General features: G+C 58.9%; 18 protein-coding genes. 10 read left to right on the top strand and 8 right to left on the bottom strand.

Annotation, left to right across the window (positions count from 1 at the left end):
- Nucleotides 1-38 precede the first annotated feature (38 nt).
- Nucleotides 39-1031 carry a 2-hydroxyacid dehydrogenase gene (locus RE418_RS17855; RefSeq protein ID WP_089180965.1) on the top strand — a complete coding sequence of 331 codons (993 nt, stop codon included), beginning with the start codon at nucleotides 39-41 and terminating at the stop codon, nucleotides 1029-1031.
- A 50-nt stretch (nucleotides 1032-1081) separates the two neighbouring features.
- Nucleotides 1082-1510, top strand: a complete 429-nt coding sequence (gene hslJ / locus RE418_RS17850) for a heat shock protein HslJ (RefSeq protein ID WP_049205463.1) — start codon at nucleotides 1082-1084, stop codon at nucleotides 1508-1510.
- Between the two features lie 21 nt (nucleotides 1511-1531).
- Here hslJ and RE418_RS17845 read toward each other — a convergent pair whose 3' ends face one another.
- Together RE418_RS17845 and ssmE are read right to left on the bottom strand one after the other, a co-directional pair.
- Entirely contained in the window at nucleotides 1532-1786 is a 255-nt protein-coding gene (locus RE418_RS17845) for a DUF333 domain-containing protein (protein WP_015377999.1), read from the bottom strand.
- Between the two features lie 500 nt (nucleotides 1787-2286).
- Nucleotides 2287-2619: a multidrug efflux SMR transporter SsmE gene (ssmE, locus tag RE418_RS17840; protein WP_025302985.1), complete on the bottom strand. Its 333-nt coding sequence runs from the start codon at nucleotides 2617-2619 to the stop codon at nucleotides 2287-2289.
- 238 nt (nucleotides 2620-2857) lie between these two features.
- Here ssmE and nifJ point away from each other — a divergent pair, with 238 nt between their 5' ends.
- Nucleotides 2858-6391: a pyruvate:ferredoxin (flavodoxin) oxidoreductase gene (gene nifJ / locus RE418_RS17835; RefSeq protein WP_089180966.1), complete on the top strand. Its 3534-nt coding sequence runs from the start codon at nucleotides 2858-2860 to the stop codon at nucleotides 6389-6391.
- A gap of 87 nt (nucleotides 6392-6478) precedes the next feature.
- Here nifJ and RE418_RS17830 read toward each other — a convergent pair whose 3' ends face one another.
- On the bottom strand, nucleotides 6479-6793 hold the full coding sequence (locus RE418_RS17830; RefSeq protein ID WP_025302987.1) for a hypothetical protein: 315 nt from the start codon (nucleotides 6791-6793) through the stop codon (nucleotides 6479-6481).
- Between the two features lie 294 nt (nucleotides 6794-7087).
- On the opposite strand from RE418_RS17830, the gene ttcA reads away from it, so the two are divergent.
- Nucleotides 7088-8026, top strand: coding sequence for a tRNA 2-thiocytidine(32) synthetase TtcA (gene ttcA, locus RE418_RS17825; protein WP_025302988.1), 939 nt, complete (start codon nucleotides 7088-7090; stop codon nucleotides 8024-8026).
- A gap of 146 nt (nucleotides 8027-8172) precedes the next feature.
- The gene (locus RE418_RS17820) at nucleotides 8173-8571 is read left to right on the top strand and encodes a VOC family protein (RefSeq protein ID WP_049205465.1); all 399 of its coding nucleotides are present in this window, start codon (nucleotides 8173-8175) and stop codon (nucleotides 8569-8571) included.
- Nucleotides 8572-8789: 218 nt separating this feature from the next.
- Here the strand turns inward: RE418_RS17820 and zntB are convergent, their stop codons facing one another.
- On the bottom strand, nucleotides 8790-9773 hold the full coding sequence (gene zntB, locus RE418_RS17815) for a zinc transporter ZntB (RefSeq protein ID WP_025302990.1): 984 nt from the start codon (nucleotides 9771-9773) through the stop codon (nucleotides 8790-8792).
- A 154-nt stretch (nucleotides 9774-9927) separates the two neighbouring features.
- Here zntB and RE418_RS17810 point away from each other — a divergent pair, with 154 nt between their 5' ends.
- The 3 genes from RE418_RS17810 to RE418_RS17800 all read left to right on the top strand — a co-directional run bounded on the left by RE418_RS17810 (nucleotide 9928) and on the right by RE418_RS17800 (nucleotide 12115).
- Nucleotides 9928-10629, top strand: coding sequence for a hypothetical protein (locus tag RE418_RS17810; RefSeq protein WP_089180967.1), 702 nt, complete (start codon nucleotides 9928-9930; stop codon nucleotides 10627-10629).
- A complete protein-coding gene (locus RE418_RS17805; RefSeq protein ID WP_213928067.1) occupies nucleotides 10581-11672 on the top strand; it encodes a hypothetical protein in 1092 nt (363 codons plus the stop codon). The genes RE418_RS17810 and RE418_RS17805 overlap by 49 nt, the downstream gene beginning before the upstream one ends.
- A gap of 194 nt (nucleotides 11673-11866) precedes the next feature.
- Nucleotides 11867-12115, top strand: coding sequence for a hypothetical protein (locus RE418_RS17800; protein ID WP_004930507.1), 249 nt, complete (start codon nucleotides 11867-11869; stop codon nucleotides 12113-12115).
- Nucleotides 12116-12274: 159 nt separating this feature from the next.
- Here the strand turns inward: RE418_RS17800 and RE418_RS17795 are convergent, their stop codons facing one another.
- Together RE418_RS17795 and RE418_RS17790 are read right to left on the bottom strand one after the other, a co-directional pair.
- On the bottom strand, nucleotides 12275-13909 hold the full coding sequence (locus tag RE418_RS17795; RefSeq protein WP_049205471.1) for an ABC transporter substrate-binding protein: 1635 nt from the start codon (nucleotides 13907-13909) through the stop codon (nucleotides 12275-12277).
- A gap of 158 nt (nucleotides 13910-14067) precedes the next feature.
- On the bottom strand, nucleotides 14068-14418 hold the full coding sequence (locus RE418_RS17790) for a hypothetical protein (protein ID WP_025302994.1): 351 nt from the start codon (nucleotides 14416-14418) through the stop codon (nucleotides 14068-14070).
- Nucleotides 14419-14624: 206 nt separating this feature from the next.
- Here RE418_RS17790 and mpaA point away from each other — a divergent pair, with 206 nt between their 5' ends.
- Nucleotides 14625-15332: a murein tripeptide amidase MpaA gene (gene mpaA / locus RE418_RS17785; protein ID WP_060433156.1), complete on the top strand. Its 708-nt coding sequence runs from the start codon at nucleotides 14625-14627 to the stop codon at nucleotides 15330-15332.
- A gap of 3 nt (nucleotides 15333-15335) precedes the next feature.
- On the opposite strand, the gene ycjG is transcribed toward mpaA, so the two are convergent.
- Nucleotides 15336-16310 (bottom strand): L-Ala-D/L-Glu epimerase, encoded by a 975-nt coding sequence (gene ycjG, locus RE418_RS17780; RefSeq protein WP_043143636.1) that lies wholly within the window; start codon nucleotides 16308-16310, stop codon nucleotides 15336-15338.
- A 225-nt stretch (nucleotides 16311-16535) separates the two neighbouring features.
- On the opposite strand from ycjG, the gene tpx reads away from it, so the two are divergent.
- Nucleotides 16536-17039 carry a thiol peroxidase gene (gene tpx / locus RE418_RS17775; protein ID WP_004930536.1) on the top strand — a complete coding sequence of 168 codons (504 nt, stop codon included), beginning with the start codon at nucleotides 16536-16538 and terminating at the stop codon, nucleotides 17037-17039.
- 57 nt (nucleotides 17040-17096) lie between these two features.
- Here tpx and tyrR read toward each other — a convergent pair whose 3' ends face one another.
- Nucleotides 17097-18668 (bottom strand): transcriptional regulator TyrR, encoded by a 1572-nt coding sequence (gene tyrR, locus RE418_RS17770; protein WP_025302997.1) that lies wholly within the window; start codon nucleotides 18666-18668, stop codon nucleotides 17097-17099.
- Nucleotides 18669-18716 lie beyond the last annotated feature (48 nt).

The raw sequence follows: 18716 nt of genomic DNA, 5'->3' as shown, positions 1-18716 counted from the left end.
TGTTAAATTGATCACAAAATCACGGTGGAGAAACCACGATGAAATTGGCGATATACAGTACCAAACAGTATGACCGTAAATATCTCGAACTGGTGAATCAGCAGTTTGGCTATGAGCTGGAATTCTTCGACTTTTTACTCAGCAAAAAAACCGCCAAAACGGCCGCCGGTTGCAAGGCGGTGTGTATCTTCGTCAACGACGACGGCAGCCGTGAAGTGCTCGAAGAACTGGCGGCACTGGGCGTCGAGATCCTCGCCCTGCGCTGCGCCGGTTTTAATAACGTCGATCTGGACGCCGCCAAAGAACTGGGCATCAAGGTAGTACGCGTGCCGGCCTACTCGCCGGAGGCCGTGGCAGAACACGCGGTAGGCATGATGATGTGCCTGAACCGCCGTATTCACCGCGCTTATCAACGCACTCGCGACGCCAATTTCTCGCTGGAAGGGCTGATCGGTTTTAACATGCACAACCGCACCGCCGGCGTGCTCGGCACCGGTAAAATCGGCGTGGCGACGATGCGCATTTTGAAAGGCTTCGGCATGAAGCTGCTGGCCTACGATCCGTTCCCGAGCGAACAGGCGCTGGCGCTGGGCGCGGAGTATGTCGACCTGAAAACGCTGTACGCGCAATCCGACGTGATTACCCTGCACTGCCCGTTGACGCCGGAAAACCACCATCTGCTGAATGCCGACGCCTTCGCGATGATGAAAAACGGCGTAATGGTGATCAACACCAGCCGCGGCGCGCTGATCGACTCTACCGCCGCCATCGACGCGTTGAAGCAGCAAAAAATCGGCGCGCTCGGGATGGACGTCTACGAGAACGAACGCGATCTGTTCTTTGAAGACAAGTCTAACGACGTGATTCAGGATGACGTGTTCCGCCGCCTGTCGGCCTGCCACAACGTGCTGTTCACCGGCCATCAGGCTTTCCTGACCGAAGAGGCGCTGACCAGCATTTCGCAAACCACGCTGCAGAACATCAGCCTGTTGGATCGCGGCGAAGCCTGCCCGAACCAGCTGAACGCCTGAGCGTAACTTCGGGGCGCCCTTGCGGCGCCCTGTTTATTTGAGAGAACGCAATGAGAAAAACCACGGTGGCCGCCCTTGCGACGCTGGTCCTAGGGGGATGCAGCATGAAACCACAGTCTACCGTCACACCCGGCGATCTGTTGCATCACAACTTCGTGTTGCAGAGCGTAGATGGTGAAGCGGCACAATCACGAACGGATGGCGGCCTGCTCAATTTGGAATTTGGCGAGAACCTGCATGTCTCCGGCGCGATGTGCAACCGCTTCTTCGGCCAGGGGCAGTTACGCGACGGCGTGCTGACGGTAAAACCGTTGGCCTCGACGCGCAAGCTGTGCCCTGATGAGCAGCGCAACCGCTGGGATCGGGTGATCGGCACCGTGCTCGAAAACGGCGCCGACGTGATGCTGAACGCGCAGCAACTGACGCTCAACGGCAGCGGCCACACGCTGGTTTATACCCTGCGCGACTGGGTGTATTGATCCGGGCCTGTCGCTGCGGGCTTACCCGGCGCAGCTGCCCAGGCCCAGCGTGCGTTCTTCGCACTGCTTGCCATTCGGCATTTGGCACATGCGCAGCGCTTCACCGTTCAGGTTATGCGCGATGGTAGTAACGCCACCGACCGCCGCGCAACCGGCGCTGGTCTGCAACGTATTGATTCTGGCACTGTTGCCCTGCTGTACTGGCTCTTCGTTATTGCTGCTGCAGGCGGCTAAAAGCAGCACGGCGCTGGCAAGCAACCATTTTGATGTCGTCATTATCCCACTCCTGAACCCGGAACTGCGCTGTGTAAAATCGCCATTGCTGATAACGCGCGTCACTTAGCGGACACGTTTCGCTATCTTTGATGCAAACTTGTTTAATCTAGCTCGATATATAAATAATGAAAATATATTCCAGCCATTATTTGTCATTTTTTTGCACCGGCCGGACATTTATTTTGTTTGCAGAATATTTCCGCCCCGGAGCGATACGCCAAACGTGACAGCGCCACCCTGTGCCTGGCCCCGGCCGCACGCAGAAAGTGATAACGTCACCGCTGCTGACGAAGAGATTTCTCCCGCGATGTCGGTATTCATTATCTTCACGTGCTTTCAGTGAGACGACGCATTTTTTGCTACCGGAGAGGACGATATTTACGTCTATGCTGGCGGCGCTAAGTAATTAGCATTCCACTATTTTCAGTGAATGATGGCTGAATTCTTCAACCGGCGCGACTTGCTGTCACGCCGGCCTTTTTTTCACATTAAAATAACACTCAGTGCACCGAGGCTTTCGACAGTAAATTAATCACCAGCACGCCGGCAATAATTAATCCCATGCCGACAATCGCTGGCCAATCCAATTTTTGCTGGTAAACGAATACCGCGGCGATCGACACCAGCACGATCCCCATACCCGACCAAATCGCATACACGATGCCCAGCGGCATGCTCTTGACCACCATCGACAGCCCCCAAAAGGCCACGCCGTAACCCAGCACCACCAGCAGCGACGGCCACAGGCGGGTAAAGCCCTCGGAGGCTTTCAACATGGTGGTGGCGATCACTTCCGCGACTATCGCCATCGTCAAATACATAAATGCGCTCATGATTTTCTTCTGTCAGTTTGCCGATGCGCAATTATGACGCGCCGGAAATAAATTGTCTTTAAACGGTGAAAACAATTTATTGCCACCACATCTCATTCGGCGAGGAAATACGCCATTGACGATTGTTCACCCGCCACACAAACGCGATAAAGCCACGTTCAAACCCTCTGTTAGACTTTTTCCCATTACTGCGAAAGTGTGCTTTCGCGGCTTTGTGAGCAATGAAAAGGTAACGTCGATGATAACTACAGATGGTAATAACGCAGTCGCTTCCGTGGCCTATCGCACCAACGAAGTGATTGCCATCTACCCTATCACGCCAAGTTCCACCATGGCGGAGCAAGCAGACGCCTGGTCCGGCGATGGCCGGCAAAACATCTGGGGCGACATCCCCCGGGTGGTGGAAATGCAGTCTGAGGGCGGCGCGATCGCCACCGTGCACGGCGCCTTGCAAACCGGCGCGCTGTCGACCTCATTCACGTCATCGCAGGGTCTGCTGCTGATGATTCCGACGCTGTACAAACTGGCCGGCGAGCTGACGCCGTTCGTGCTGCACGTCGCCGCGCGCACCGTGGCCACGCACGCGCTGTCGATCTTCGGCGACCATTCGGACGTGATGGCGGTGCGCCAAACCGGCTGCGCCATGCTGTGCGCCGGCAACGTGCAGGAGGCGCAGGACTTCGCGCTGATCTCACAGACCGCCACCCTCAACGCGCGCGTGCCGTTTATCCACTTCTTCGACGGGTTTCGCACCTCGCACGAGATCAACAAGATCGTACCGCTCAGCGACGATACGCTGCGGCAAATGCTGCCGCAGGCGGCGATCGACGCCCACCGCAGCCGGGCGCTGTCGCCGGATCATCCGGTGGTGCGCGGCACTTCCGCCAACCCGGACACCTATTTCCAGTCGCGCGAAGCCACCAACCCGTGGTATGACGCCACCGGCCAGCACGTGATCGACGCCATGGCGGCCTTCGCCGCCCTCACCGGCCGCCACTATCGGCCGTTCGACTACTACGGCCACCCGCAGGCCGAACGCGTGGTGGTGGTGATGGGTTCCGCCGCCGGCACCTGCGAAGAAGTGATCGACACCCTGTTGACCCGCGGCGAGAAAGTCGGCGTGCTGAAAGTCCGGCTGTTCCGACCGTTCTCCGCCAAATACCTGCTCGACGCCCTGCCGGACAGCGTGCGCAGCGTCGCGGTGCTCGATCGCACCAAAGAACCGGGCGCGCTGGCCGAACCGCTGTATCTGGACGTGATGACCACGCTGGCGGAAGCCTACAGCCAAGGCGAGCGCGCCACGCTGCCTCGGGTGATCGGCGGTCGTTACGGCCTGTCGTCGAAAGAGTTCGGTCCGGATTGCGCGCTGGCGGTATTCCGCGAGCTGGCCCAGCCGCAGCCGCGCCCGCGCTTTACCGTCGGCATCTTCGATGATGTCACCGGGCTTTCACTGCCGCTGAGCGACGAAATCCTGCCGCAGCGCGCCTCGCTGGAAGCGCTGTTCTACGGTTTGGGCAGCGACGGTTCGGTCTCGGCCACCAAGAACAACATCAAAATCATCGGCAACGCCACGCCGCTGTATGCCCAGGGCTATTTCGTCTACGACTCCAAAAAGGCCGGCGGCCTGACGGTGTCGCACCTGCGCGTCAGCGAGCAGCCGATCAATTCGGCCTATCTGGTCAGCCAGGCGGATTTCGTCGGCTGCCACCAGCTGCAGTTTATCGATAAGTATCAGATGGTTGAGCGCCTCAAACCCGGCGGCACCTTCCTGCTCAATACCCCTTACGGCGCCGACGAAGTCTGGTCGCGCCTGCCGCAGGAGGTACAGGCGCTGCTGCACCAACGCCAGGCGCGTTTCTATATCATCAATGCCGCCAAGCTGGCGCGCGAATGCCGGCTCGGCGCGCGCATCAACACCGTAATGCAGATGGCGTTCTTCCACCTGACGCAGATCCTGCCGAGCGATGTGGCGCTGCAACAGCTGCAGGACGCCATCGCCCGCAGCTACAGCAGCAAGGGCCAGGAGATCGTCGAGCGCAACTGGCAGGCGCTGGGCGCCACTCGCGGCGCGCTGATTGAAATCCCGCTGCAGCCGATCGACGACAGCAGCCCGATGCGCCCGCCGGTGGTCTCGGACGCCGCGCCGGACTTCGTCAAAACCGTTACCGCCGCGATGCTGGCCGGGCTGGGCGATGCGCTGCCGGTTTCCGCCTTCCCGCCGGACGGCACCTGGCCGGTGGGCACCACCCAGTGGGAAAAGCGCAACATCGCCGAAGAGATCCCGGTCTGGCAGCCCGATCTGTGCACCCAGTGCAACCACTGCGTCGCCGCCTGCCCGCACTCCGCCATTCGCGCCAAAGTGGTTCAGCCGGCGGAGATGGAACACGCCCCCGCTTCCCTGCAGTCTCTGGATGTCAAATCACGCGATATGCGCGGCCAGAAATACGTACTGCAAGTGGCGCCGGAAGATTGCACCGGCTGTAACCTGTGCGTCGAGGTCTGCCCGGCGAAAGATCGCCAGAACCCAGAGATCAAGGCGATCAACATGGCTTCGCGCCTCGATAATCTGACGGCGGAAAAAGACAACTACGACTTCTTCCTGCAGCTGCCGGAAATCGATCCAGCGCAGCTGGAGCGCATCGACATTCGCACCTCGCAGCTGATCACGCCGCTGTTCGAATACTCCGGCGCCTGCTCCGGCTGCGGCGAAACGCCGTACATCAAGCTGCTGACCCAGCTCTATGGCGACCGTTTGCTGATCGCCAACGCCACCGGCTGTTCCTCGATCTACGGCGGCAATCTGCCGACCACGCCGTACACCACCAACGCCGAAGGGCGCGGGCCGGCGTGGGCCAACTCGCTGTTCGAAGACAACGCCGAATTCGGCCTGGGCTTCCGTCTGACGGTCGATCAACATCGCGCACGGGTGCTGCGCCTGCTGAATTCGCTGGCGCCGCAGCTGCCGGAGCAGTTGGTCAATGCCCTGCAGATGGAAGATGTGGCGCCGGAGCCGCGCCGTAAGCAAATCGCCGAACTGCGCACGCTGCTGACGAGTATTGAAGGTGAAGACGCACGCCAACTGGCGGCCGACGCCGATTACCTGGTCGATAAATCCATCTGGCTGATCGGCGGGGACGGCTGGGCCTACGACATCGGCTTCGGCGGGTTGGATCACGTCCTCAGCCTGACGGAGAACGTCAACGTGCTGGTGCTCGACACCCAATGCTACTCCAACACCGGCGGCCAGCAGTCGAAAGCCACGCCGCTCGGCGCGGTGACCAAGTTCGGCGAGCACGGCAAGCGCAAGGCGCGCAAGGATCTGGGCGTCAGCATGATGATGTACGGCCATGTCTACGTCGCGCAGATCTCGCTGGGGGCGCAGCTTAACCAAACGGTGAAAGCGATTCAGGAGGCCGAGGCCTATCCGGGCCCGTCGCTGATCATCGCCTACAGCCCGTGCGAAGAACACGGCTACGATCTGGCGCTCAGCCACGATCAGATGAAACAGCTGACCGCCACCGGCTTCTGGCCGCTGTACCGCTTCGATCCGCGCCGTAGCGCCGAGGGCAAGGCCGCGTTAGCGTTGGATTCGCGGCCGCCAAACAGCAACCTGTCGGAAACGCTGCTGAAAGAACAGCGTTTCCGACGCCTGAACGCGCAGCAGCCGGAGGTGGCCAGCGCGCTGTATCAGGCCGCCGAGAAAGAGCTGAAGGAGAAATACGATTTCCTCAGCCTGCTGGCCGGTAAGGCGGAAAAGTCCGCTGCTGAGTAACCTCCCTCAGGGCGCGAGCGATTCGCGCCCTGTTTTTCACATACCGTTTGAATCAGCGGTGGGCCTCAATGCTCAGGGGTTTCACACTTAGCGAGCCGCACTTTTTTCTTTTATCCATTGGGCCATGACGCGTGCCGAGAACGGCTTATCCGTTTTAATCTCCGCTAAAGCGCAAACCTTGTCTTTGAACGTGGCGCCCAGCGAGAATAATTTCCCGTCATAATAACAATAAAGTGCATCTCCCTTATCCTTGCCATCAAGACGCTCTTTTTGCTCGCGCGGTACCAGTACCACGGTTTCGGTCGGTTCGCTCAGACCAACAGGTATCGTGTCAAACGCCAGTGCGTTTTCTGCGTAGGCAAAAAACGATGCGTAAAATCCAACAACAGCGATTCCTTTCATGCTCTCAGTGCCTCTCGAAGTAAGTTCTGTCTGAGATGAGACCTGCACCGCGAAACAACGTTCCCTCAAGGCCTTCGTTCAAATGACGGCGAAGGCTTTTAAGGGAAACCGATAAAGCGGCGAGCTGAAAAACCTGCTGGTATTCATCGCTACAATCCGTACCATACAGACCTCGCGTCGGGTGCGTGGCGGCTGGATGATGAATAATGATCAAAATCGGCCGGTTGAATGGTAAACTCGCGGTCTACAACGCCATGCCCCTAGTGCCCCCTATTGAGAATGAGCACGATTTAAATGTCAGAAAAGCAATCCGTTAGCCAAAAAGAGCAGTACAACCTGAACAAATTGCAAAAGCGCCTGCGCCGCAACGTGGGCGAAGCGATCGCCGATTTCAATATGATTGAAGAAGGCGACCGCATCATGGTCTGCCTGTCCGGCGGTAAAGACAGCTACACCATGCTGGAGATCCTGCGTAACCTGCAGCAGAGCGCGCCGATCAACTTCTCGCTGATCGCGGTGAATCTCGATCAGAAACAGCCCGGCTTCCCTGAGCATATTTTGCCTGCCTACCTGGAAAGCCTGGGGGTGGAATACAAGATCGTCGAAGAGAACACCTACAGCATCGTCAAAGACAAGATCCCGGAAGGCAAAACCACCTGTTCACTGTGCTCGCGCCTGCGCCGCGGCATTCTGTACCGCACCGCCACCGAACTGGGTGCCACCAAGATCGCGCTGGGCCATCACCGTGACGACATTCTGCAGACGCTGTTCCTCAACATGTTCTACGGCGGCAAGATGAAAGGCATGCCGCCCAAACTGATGAGCGACGACGGCAAGCACGTGGTCATTCGCCCGCTGGCCTATTGCCGCGAGAAAGACATCGAGCGTTTCTCGATCGCCAAAGCGTTCCCGATCATTCCATGCAACCTGTGCGGCTCGCAGCCTAACCTGCAGCGCCAGGTGATCGGCGATATGCTGCGTGACTGGGACAAACGCTATCCTGGCCGGCTGGAAACCATGTTCAGCGCTATGCAAAACGTGGTGCCTTCGCACCTGAGCGATATCAATCTGTTCGATTTCAAGGGCATTCACCACGGGAGCGCCGTGGTAGACGGCGGCGATTTGGCCTTCGATCGCGAAGACATCCCGATGCAGCCGGTCGGCTGGCAGCCGGAAGACTCGGACGACGCGATACCTGCGCCAGAACGTTTGAACGTGCTGGAAATCAAATAAGCCCCCTCGCCGCTTGCCATCCTGCGAGCGGCGACATTTCCCTTTCTCGACGATCTCGATCCTGTTCACAGTTTGCGCAAAATTTACTGGGCAGTGCCGTTTTTACCCTATACTGTTTATTTATACAGTCATATGGAGATCGCGCAATGAATATTACCCCCTGCCTGTCCCACATCTCGCTGGGCTCCAACGATTTCGAGGCCGCCGCCGCCTTTTACGATCGTGCGCTGGCCGCCTTGGGATGCCGACGGGTGCTGGAGCATCCCGGCGCCATCGGTTACGGCCGCGACTACCCGGAGTTTTGGCTGCAGGTGCCGATCGACGGCCGCCCGGCCTCACCCGGCAACGGTACGCACGTCGGTTTTTTCGCCACCAGTAAGCAACAGGTGGAGGAATTCCATCGCCAGGCGCTGCTGGCCGGTGCCGTCGATGAAGGCGCGCCCGGTTCGCGGCCGCATTACGGTGAGGCTTACTACGGCTGCTTTGTCCGGGATTTGGATGGGCACAAGATTGAAGCCAGCTTCTGGGATGAAAGCGCGGCCTGAAGAAGAAGGGAAGCCGAATAAAAAAATGCCGGTGATTAAACCGGCATTGTACGAATCAAATGTGCTATGCAGTAATTCAAAAATAAGAAAGTAAGACAATTATGGAGCGCAACGCCCATCGCTTGACGTTGCATTCACCTGCGAGAGAGATCATGCCCCATTTCCCCCGGCTAAATGTTGATTTTGCTCAATGTTAACCGGGTTTTCGTCATTTTCACCTACAGCCAGCGGCTGCGCTTCAGCCACCAGGCGACGCCAAGCACCAACCCGACCAGCATCAGGCAAAATGCCGCGAAACCGAAGGGGTTACCGCCGCCCGGTATGCCGCCAAGGTTGACGCCAAACAGCCCAGTCAGGAAGGTGGTAGGTAAAAAGACCATCGCTAACAATGACATGGTGTAAGTGCGGCGGTTCATCGCGTCGGCCATCACTGTGGTGATTTCGTCGGACAAGATAGCGGTGCGCGCGATGCTGCCGTCCAGATCGTCCAACCCGCGCCCCAGGCGATCGGCGATGTCCTGCATGCGGCGGCGATCGTCGTCGCTCATCCACGGCAGGCGATCGCTGGCCAGCCGTGCGAAAACGTCACGCTGCGGCGCCATGTAACGGCGCAGCACGATAAGCTGTTTACGGATCAACGCCAGCTGACCACGCTCCGGCACCTGCTGTTCCAGCAAGGCGTCCTCCAGATCGATAATCTTGTCGTGCAGATCCTCAATGAATTCGCTGGTGTGATCGGTCAACGCATCGGAAATCTCCACCAGCCAGTTGCCGCTGTTGGTCGGCCCGGCGCCGCTTTGCAAATCGTTCACCACCTGATCGATGGAATACACCTTGCGGTGCCGCGTGGAGATAATCAGTTTATCGGTGATGTACACACGGATGGTGACCAACTGGTCCGGCCGTGAGTTGGCGTTGAAGTTGATGCTGCGCAGGGTGATCATGGTGCCTTCGCCCTGGCGGCTGACGCGTGGCCGAGAGCTTTCGCCGGAGAGCGCTTCGCGCACCGAGTCCGGCAGCAGCGGCGTGGTGCTCAGCCATTCGGCGCTGGCCGGGTGCGCGTAATCAAGATGCAGCCAGCACGGCGCGTCGCAGGTGATCTTGTCATCTTGCTCGATCGGCGTGACGCCGCCCTTGCCGTCCAACTGGTAGGCGTAAACCGCATCGGCGATCTGCAGCTCGCTCCCCTCAATCACATCCATTCATTTATCCCCTCAGTCTTACTTATGTTGCTGAGTCTAGCCTTAACGCCTTGGAGATCAAAGGCCAAGCTGTAACGCCAGTTTTCACGCCAGGTGAAAAACGTGCTCTATACTTCTGGCCTTAGGGAACACATCGCAACGACAGGAAGCCCCCATGTTTGAGATCAGCGCCGCAGATATTCTCAAAGTCAGTTTGACCGTTATCACCCTGTTTATCGCCGTTGTTAAAACGCCATTTCGTATTCGGCGGGAAAACCATGACAAGCTGCTCAAGCTACTCGAATCCGTCGAGAAGCCCCACAGTGAGCGCATGCAGCTCTTACTGTTTAGGGATTACATCGGTAGCAAAACCGTCGGGCTGGCGGAGTTGCAGCAATTGCTGGCACTGCCGGACGGCGTAACGGCGCTGGAGCGCTACAGACCTACTGGCGGCCGACAGCAGATCCTGCGCACCACGTCCGAGGGTTTCGTTTTGCAACGACGCGCCGACAGTGCGTTAAAACGCTCGCTGCTTTCCTGTCGCTATCTGTTGAAATACCTGCTATTCGTCACTCTATTGGTGCTAATGCCTGTGCTGGCGCAATGGGGCTTGCGGCAGCTTGGCGTGCTGGTTATCGCGCCGTCGCTGGTGTTTATGTCCGGTGCGCGCATCACCGACGGCTGGCAGCTGCTGTTCCCCGGCTTTATATTTATTATCATCATGCTCAGTCTGACATACTTAATCTTCAGGCAACTGGCGCTGGCGGGTAACCTCAGTTCGGAACGCGCCTTTTATCGCTACTATCAACGAGCGCGTGAGGAACAACGATGCCGGGAAGTCCTGAGACAACTGCGCACTGCGCTGCGCCGAACCTGACGAGGATGCGCCGCCTGCGCTGCATCGCAATGGCCGCCCTGCTGCTGTTCGACCAATCGGTTCGTGCAGAGCCGGTATTAGAACGCCTCGCCACGCCCTATCACGCGCCGACGGCAGCGGGTTCACTGCCTTATTTTGTCGCTCACACTCACTCCCGCCAGCCGCGCACCGCACTGGTGGTGATGCACGGCCGCCCGCGCGATGTCGCCAAGACGTTGCAAGCGGCGATCGATGCCGCACAGGGAGCGGGAGACAACGGCTTATTGGTCGCCCCGCTGTTCCAGGTGCCGGAGAAACTTGCCGTTCATTGCCATTCCGCCGGGCTCCCGTCACCGCAAGACGGCGAGGCCCTGTGGCGCTGCGGCTCCTGGATCGCAGGCGATTTGGATAATAGCGGGAAAACCGGTTCGTTCAACGCCCTGGATAACCTGCTGGCCGATCTGAAACGGCGCTGGCCATCGCTGCAGTCGATAACCGTGGCCGGTTTTTCTGCCGGCGCCCAGTTCGTGCAGCACTATGTCGGCTTTGCCCATCCGCCAAACGGGGTGCGTCTGCGCTATGTGGTGGCCGATCCCGGCAGCTGGCTCTACTTTGAGAATCTGCGTCCTCAGCCCACAAGCTGGGGAAGCTGCGGCAGTGAAAAAACCTGTCGATTCCGTTGGCAAACGGTGAATGGCGGCCAGTGCCCACAGGCTAACCAGTGGAAATACGGTCTGGAAGCGCTTCCCGCTCATCTGCAACGCACCGCAGACACGGCACGCCGGCGTTACGCCGCAGCCGATATCACCTATCTGGCTGCCGCCGAGGATACCGGCACCGCGCCGGGCGCCTACTATCGGATACTCGACAAATCCTGCGCCGCCCAGCTGCAGGGCCCCTACCGGTTGCAGCGCGCCCTGGCCTATGCCGACTACGATCGGCGTTACCTGGCGCCGAAGAAGCCACATCGGTTAACGATCGTTCCCGGCTGCGGGCACAACGTCGCCTGCGTCTTTCCCGCCCCAGCGGCCAGGCAGGCGCTTTTCCCGATTAATGCAGACTAATAATAACGGTAATGAAATAAACCATTGCCGATAAATCGGGCAATATCGCCGATAAAGCACTGGTAATGCCGTTATTATTATGACTTAACATATTACTATCACTTTTAATTCAAAATGATAATAATAAATCAACATAAAGCTGTTTCAGCGCAAATTTTAGGGGCATATACTTTTCTCACTACGAGGAGGTAGTTATGTTACGCGACCATTTAAAAATAAACGCCAGCGATACGCTGGAAAAAATCAGCAATATCCATTTGCAAAACCAGGGGCAGGAAGAGATCAGTGAATTCGTGGTAAAAAACGCCGCCGGCCTGCAGATTGGCAAGGTCTCCGTCCACGATCGTTTCAGCACTCGCCGCTCTTATCCCACCAGCTATCGCATCACCCAAACCGACATGAGCGGCCGTGTGGTGGTGGATGCCATGCGGGACTGTCTATAAGCGTAACCGCTCTCTGAAATAGCAAAAAATAATGTGATGATGGCAACCCTGTTTATTATTAAACGGGGTTTATCGCGTGGGTAAATTAATTACCTTCTTCATTTAACCGTCAATAAAAATAAATCCCCCGCGTTACGCGGGGGTGAAAAATAAGCCCAATCAGTGTTTGATAATATACATCGTTTGGCTATAGGCCACGTCTTCCGGATTGGTGATCGGGTAGCCTTTTACCCACGGTTTGATCAGGCGGCCGTTGGTGTACTGGTAGATCGGCGCGATCGGTGCCTGATCGGCAATGATTTGCTCCATCTTGTTGTAATCGGCGGTCACCGCCGCCGGGTTGGTTTCCCGCCCCGCCTGCGCCAGCAGCTTGTCGTAGTCCGCGTTCTTGAACTTGGCAATGTTGCCGCTGTGGGTAGAGGTCAACAGCGACAGGAAGGTCGACGCCTCGTTATAGTCACCTACCCAGGAGGCGCGGATCACGTCGAAATTACCGGTATTGCGGCTGTCGATATAGGTTTTCCACTCCTGGTTTTGCAGCTTGACGTCAATGCCGAGCTTTTTCTTCCACATTGAGGCCACGGCGATGGCGATCTTCTGGTGGCTTTCCGAGGTGTTATACAACAGCGTCAGCTTCAACGGGTTGTTCGGGCCGTAACCGGCCGCCTGCAGCAACGCCTTGGCCTGCGCATCCAGCTCCGCCTGCGATTGCTGTTGCAGCAAACTCGCCTCCGGTTTGAACCCGGCAGTCACGTCCGGCGTGAAGTGATAGGCCGGTTTTTCGCCGGTGCCCAGCACTTTTTCCGCGATAATCTTGCGATCGATGGCGTAGGACAAGGCCTGGCGCACCCGCACGTCGTTGGTCGGCGCGCGCTGGGTGTTGAACGCGTAGTAATAGGTGCCGAGCTGATCCGGCGTGTACACCTGCCCCGGAATATCTTTCAGCAGCTTCTGATACATGTTTTTCGGGAAGGATTCGGTGATGTCGATATCGCCCGCCAGGTAACGCTTGGTGGCGTTGGATTCCTGATTGATCGGCACGAAGGTCACTTTGGTCAGCACGGTTTGCGCATGATCCCAGTAATGATCGTTAGGCGTCAGCACCAGCTTCTCGTTCACCACCCGCTCTTGCAGTTTGAACGCGCCGTTGCCCACCAGATTGCCGACCTTGGTCCAGTCGTTGCCGTATTTTTCCACCACCGCCTTATTCACCGGGAACAGGCTGAAGTTAGCCGTCAGGCTGACGAAGTACGGCACCGGCTTGTCCAACTGCACCTTGAGCGTATAGTCGTCCGGCGCCGACACGCCCAAGCGATCGGCCGGCAGTTTGCCGCTGATGATCTGCTCGGCGTTCTGGATCCCCGCTAACTGCGCGAACCAGGCGAACGGCGACAGGTTTTTCGGTTCGACCAGCCGCTGCCAGCTGTAGACGAAATCCTTCGCCGTGACAGGGTCACCGTTTGACCACCGCGCATCTTTGCGCAGATGGAAAATATAAGTCTGGTTATCGCTGGTCTGCCAGCGCGTGGCGACGCCGGGGATCACTTTCCCATTGGCGTCCTGATTGACCAGCCCTTCGAACAGGTCGCGCGCCAGCTGGGCCTCCGGCAGGCCTACCGCTTTAATCGGATCGAGCGAGGCCGGTTCGTCTTTAATGTGGCGCACGATTTCCTGTTTGGCCGCCAACGCGGTGCCCGGGGGAACCTGCGCCGCCATAGCGCTGCTCATACAGGCGCCGATCGCCGCCGCGCAAAGCGCCAAACGAAAACCCCGTTGCATTTTTCTTCCCGTCATTATGATTTACCCCCGTTAACCATCTGAATTTTTTATCATATAGCACAAGATCCGTCCGGCCTAGCGCTCACGGCCGAGAAGTTGCAAAAAGTGCGATTCAGGCAATAAAAAACCCGTGCGGCGCAGGGCGGCACGGGCGGTGTTTGCAGCGGCGACCGTCAGTCGTACAGGTGGATGCTGTTGATGCGGTAGCTGAACTCTTCACCCTCTTCTTCATCGAACACGGTGAAAAAGCCTTTCTCGGCCAGCGGACGGGCCGAGATATCGGTTTTTTGCAGCTGGCGCGCGTCGGCGTCGTCGTAGCCGTAGTCGAGGTAGAAGACATCTTTTTGGTAATCGATATGCAGGGTGAACGGATAGTTCGATTCGTCCCCGCGCCCGTCGTCATTTTTCACCACGCCGAACCATTCCCCCTGACGGATCTGGTTTTCAGCATCCACGCCGCACAGCAGCGTGATGGTGTCATTTTCATTTTCGCTATAGCTGGCGATGATTCTGGCTACTGGCATGTTAAATCCTCTTGCGGGTGATTGGCTTAGCTCTGCCGTTAGTATAACAACAGCGTCAGGCCAGGTGCGGTTTAATTGGCGTTTTCACCGCCGCGGCGTCACAGATTGCGCAAACGTCGCACAATTGCGATGGGAAAGATGCCTCAAAGCGTAATACACTGAATAAAATGACAATGACTCTCGACCTTTAATCCAGGGACAACACCATGACCGAACATCGACCACGCAGTGAACGTGGCCAGTTGGCCATCGCAGGAGAGAACTACGGCAGCTCGCTGCTGGGCGCGCCGCTGCTCTATTTCCCGGCGGCGATCAGCGGCCCGGAGACCGGGCTTATCATCGCCGGCACCCACGGCGATGAGAGCGCCGCCATCGTGACCCTATCTTGCGCGCTGCGCAGCATCGCCCCCGAACAGTTGCGCCACCACGTGGTGCTGGCGGTCAACCCCGACGGCTGTCAGCTGGGGCTGCGCGCCAATGCCAACGGCGTCGATCTGAACCGCAACTTCCCGGCTGCCAACTGGCGCTCCGGCGACACCGTCTACCGCTGGAACAGCGCGGCGCCGGTGCGCGACGTCAAGCTCTCCACCGGTGGGCGCCCCGGTTCCGAACCGGAAACCCAGGCGCTGTGTCATCTGATCCATCGTCTGAAGCCGCACTGGGTGGTGTCGTTCCACGAACCGCTGGCCTGCATCGAAGATCCCGCCAGCTCGCGGCTCGGCGTTTGGCTGTCGCACAAGTTCGAACTGCCGCTGGTGACCAGCGTCGGCTATGAAACGCCCGGTTCGTTCGGCAGCTGGTGCGCAGATCTGTCGCTGCCGTGCATCACCGCCGAATTCCCGCCGATCTCCGCCGATGCCGCCAGCGAGCGCTACATCGACGCGATGATCGAGCTGCTGACCTACCCGAATTAATCCCTACGGGGCGATATCGACGATCGCCCCGCATTCGAACGCCAGACCCGGTTCGACGTCCCGCGCCAGCCAGGTCGGGCCGTCCAGATCGACGAAGCGCGCCGCCGGCGCCAGCGGCAAGGCGGCGGATATCGCCCGTGACGTGCACAACATGCAGCCGAGCATGATGGCGAACCCTTGTTCGCGCGCGGCCTGCGCCAGCGCCAACGCCTCAGTCAAGCCGCCGGTTTTGTCCAGTTTGATATTGACCATCTGATAGCGTTGCGCCAGCCGCGGCAGATCGGCACGGGTGTGGCAGCTCTCATCGGCGCAGATCGGCAGCGGATGGATAAAGTGCTCCAACGCAGCGTCGTCACCGGCCGGCAGCGGCTGCTCCAGCATCGCCACGCCGAGATCGGCCAGCAGCTGGCAGCGCGCCGCCAGCCCTTCCGCCTGCCAGGATTCATTGGCGTCGACGATCAGCGTCGCCTGCGGGACCGCGGCGCGGATCGCTACCAATCGTTCGCTGATATAGTGATCGTCGAGTTTGATCTTCAGCAGCGTGGCGCCCTGCTGCTCCAGTTCACGCGCGGCGAAGGCCATCGCTTCCGGCGTGCCGATGCTGACGGTCTGCGCCATACGGATATGCGCCGGGGCCGTCACACCGCTGCGCTGCCACAGGCTCTGCCCGTGCAGGCGGCACTCCAGATCCCACAGCGCCGAATCCAGCGCGTTGCGGGCGGCGCCCGCCGGCATCTGCACCAGCAGCTGTTCGCGGGTCATGCCTTGTGCGATCGCCGGCGCCATCTCTGCCAGCTGTGCCATCACCGATTCCTCGCTCTCGCCGTAACGCGGGTACGGCGTACATTCACCGGTGCCGCGCACGCCCTGCTGTTCGATTTCGACCACCACCACCCGGGCTTCGGTGCGGCTGCCGCGCGCAATCACGAAGGCAGTATGCAGCGGCCAGGCTTCCGGGTAAAAACGCATGTCTCTCATAACGGCTCCTGAGCGAAAACTGCGCATTCAGCCAGGCTGATGCGCCGGTGATGTTTTATAGAACAGCCTAATATATACAACTATTTAGCAAACTTTGATATCCAATCCGCCCCGGTTGTCATAAACTGGCGCCAGGGTGTGAACCTGATGTTAAATGCCGTTGCCGGCGCGCCGTTTCATCAGGTTCATACCCTTTGTATAAACACCTGTAAAAGGAATCTAGCAATGACTCAGACAGTACATTTTCAAGGCAATCCGGTCAGCGTAGCAGGCAAACTGCCACAGCAGGGCGAACAGGCCAAGGCCTTCTCGCTGGTTGCCAAAGACCTGTCAGACGTGGCGCTGAGCAGCTTCGCGGGTAAACGCAAAGTCCTGAACATCTTCCCAAGCATCGATACCGGCGTCTGCGCGACGTCGGTGCGTAAATTCAACCAGCTGGCCAGCGGCCTGGATAACACCGTGGTGCTGTGCATCTCCGCCGATCTGCCGTTCGCGCAGTCTCGCTTCTGCGGCGCGGAAGGCCTGAGCAACGTGGTTACTCTGTCTACCCTGCGCGGCGCCGAGTTCAAGCAGGCGTACGGCGTCGAAATCGCCGAAGGCCCGTTGGCAGGCCTGACCGCGCGTGCGGTCGTGGTGCTGGATGGCCAGGACAACGTGCTGTACAGCGAGCTGGTGAACGAAATCACCACCGAGCCTGACTACGACGCGGCGCTGGCTGCGCTGAAATAACAAAGCCGGCGAACGCCGGCTTTGGATACCCATTAAAGGCGCCGCAAGGCGCCTTTCTTATTCTTCGCCCTCAGCGCCGCCTTTGCGGCTGCTCAGGCCATACTCGCGCAGCTTGTTGGCGATGGCGGTATGGGAAACGCCCAGCCGCTTCGCCAGCTTGCGGGTGCTGGGATAGGTGCGATACAGGCGCGTCAGCACCGAGCGTTCGAAACGCTTGCTGATGTCGTCCAGCGAACCGTCCAGCACCTCGTCGCCCAGCGACATCTCCACCTCAAACTCCGGCAACACGATATCCTGTGGCCGCAGTTCGTAGCCTTCGGTTTGCGTCAGCGCGCGGTAGATAGCGTTTTTCAGCTGACGCACGTTGCCCGGCCAGCCGTACTTGCTGAGGAAGCCGCCCAGATCGTTCGCCAGCTTGGGCCGCGCCACGCCCTGCTCATCGGCGAAGCGCGCCACGAACAGCTCGGTCAACGGCATGATGTCCTGCGGACGTTCGCGCAGCGGCGGGATGGTGATGGTCAGTACGTTGAGGCGATAATAGAGATCTTCGCGGAATTCGCCGCGCTGCACCAGCTCGGTAAGGTTTTTCTGGGTGGCGCAGATCACGCGCACGTCGACATGCACCTCATGCTCTTCGCCAACGCGGCGGAACGTGCCGTCGTTGAGGAAACGCAGCAGCTTGGTCTGCATACGCGGCGACATTTCGCCGATCTCATCCAGCAGCACCGAACCGCCGTTGGCCTGCTCGAAGAAGCCCTTCTTGCCTTCCAGCGCGTTGGGATAAGCGCCCGGCGCATGGCCGAACAGTTCGCTCTCCACCACGTCATCCGGCAGCGCGGCGCAGTTCAGCGCCAGGAACGGCTGTTTGCCACGCGGGCTGCGCAAATGGCAGGCGCGGGCCAGAATATCCTTGCCGGTACCGGTATCGCCGACGATCAGCAGCGGCGCATCGAGCATCGCCAGCTTGCGCGCCTGCTCCAGCACGTGACGCATCTTGGCGCTCACCGCCACGATGTGGTCGAATTCGGTATCGTCGTTCACCGATAGATTTTGCAACTGGCGGCCCATGCGCGCGGTGGACTTCAGCATCACCACCGCGCCGACCGCGGCCGCCTGCTGCTGTTCGTCTTCCAGATAGATGGGCGTGATGTCCATCAGGAAGTCCTGGCTGCGGATCACCACCCGCTCGGCGTGCGGCGCCGTATGCTCGCTCTCCAGCCAACGGCTGAAGTTATAGCCGCCGATCAGCGCCCCGGCGGTCTGGTTGCGGATCTTGTCTTCGTTCAGGCTGAACAGCGCCTGCGCCGCCGGGTTGGCCAGCTCGACCTTGCCCTTCATGTCGATAGAGAACACCGGTTCCGGCATCGATTCCAGCAGCGCGCGCAGCGCGCGATGTTCGCGTTCGGAAGGCATAAAGCTGACGGTGCGCACGTCGGTCACGCCGGCGATGCGGCGGATCTCCGCCATCAGGGCGCGGAAAGTATCGAAATCCAGCTGGGAGAAATTGAGGTAAATGCGGCCGATGGGATCGATCTCGATGCCACGTAAGTCAATGCTGCGCGATACCAAAAGATCGAGTAATTCTCGAGTGAGACCGAGGCGGTCTTCGCAAAATACTTCCAAACGCATCAGTGTTGGCCTTATCTCTGCAGGTGCGGGGATCGTTGACGATGATGA

The sequence above is a fragment of the Serratia sp. szju genome (assembly GCF_044594185.1).
GTDB classification, from domain to species: Bacteria; Pseudomonadota; Gammaproteobacteria; order Enterobacterales; family Enterobacteriaceae; genus Serratia; species Serratia bockelmannii.
Note: the sequence above shows the minus strand (reverse complement) of the source record. Positions and strands in the feature narration are given on the sequence as shown.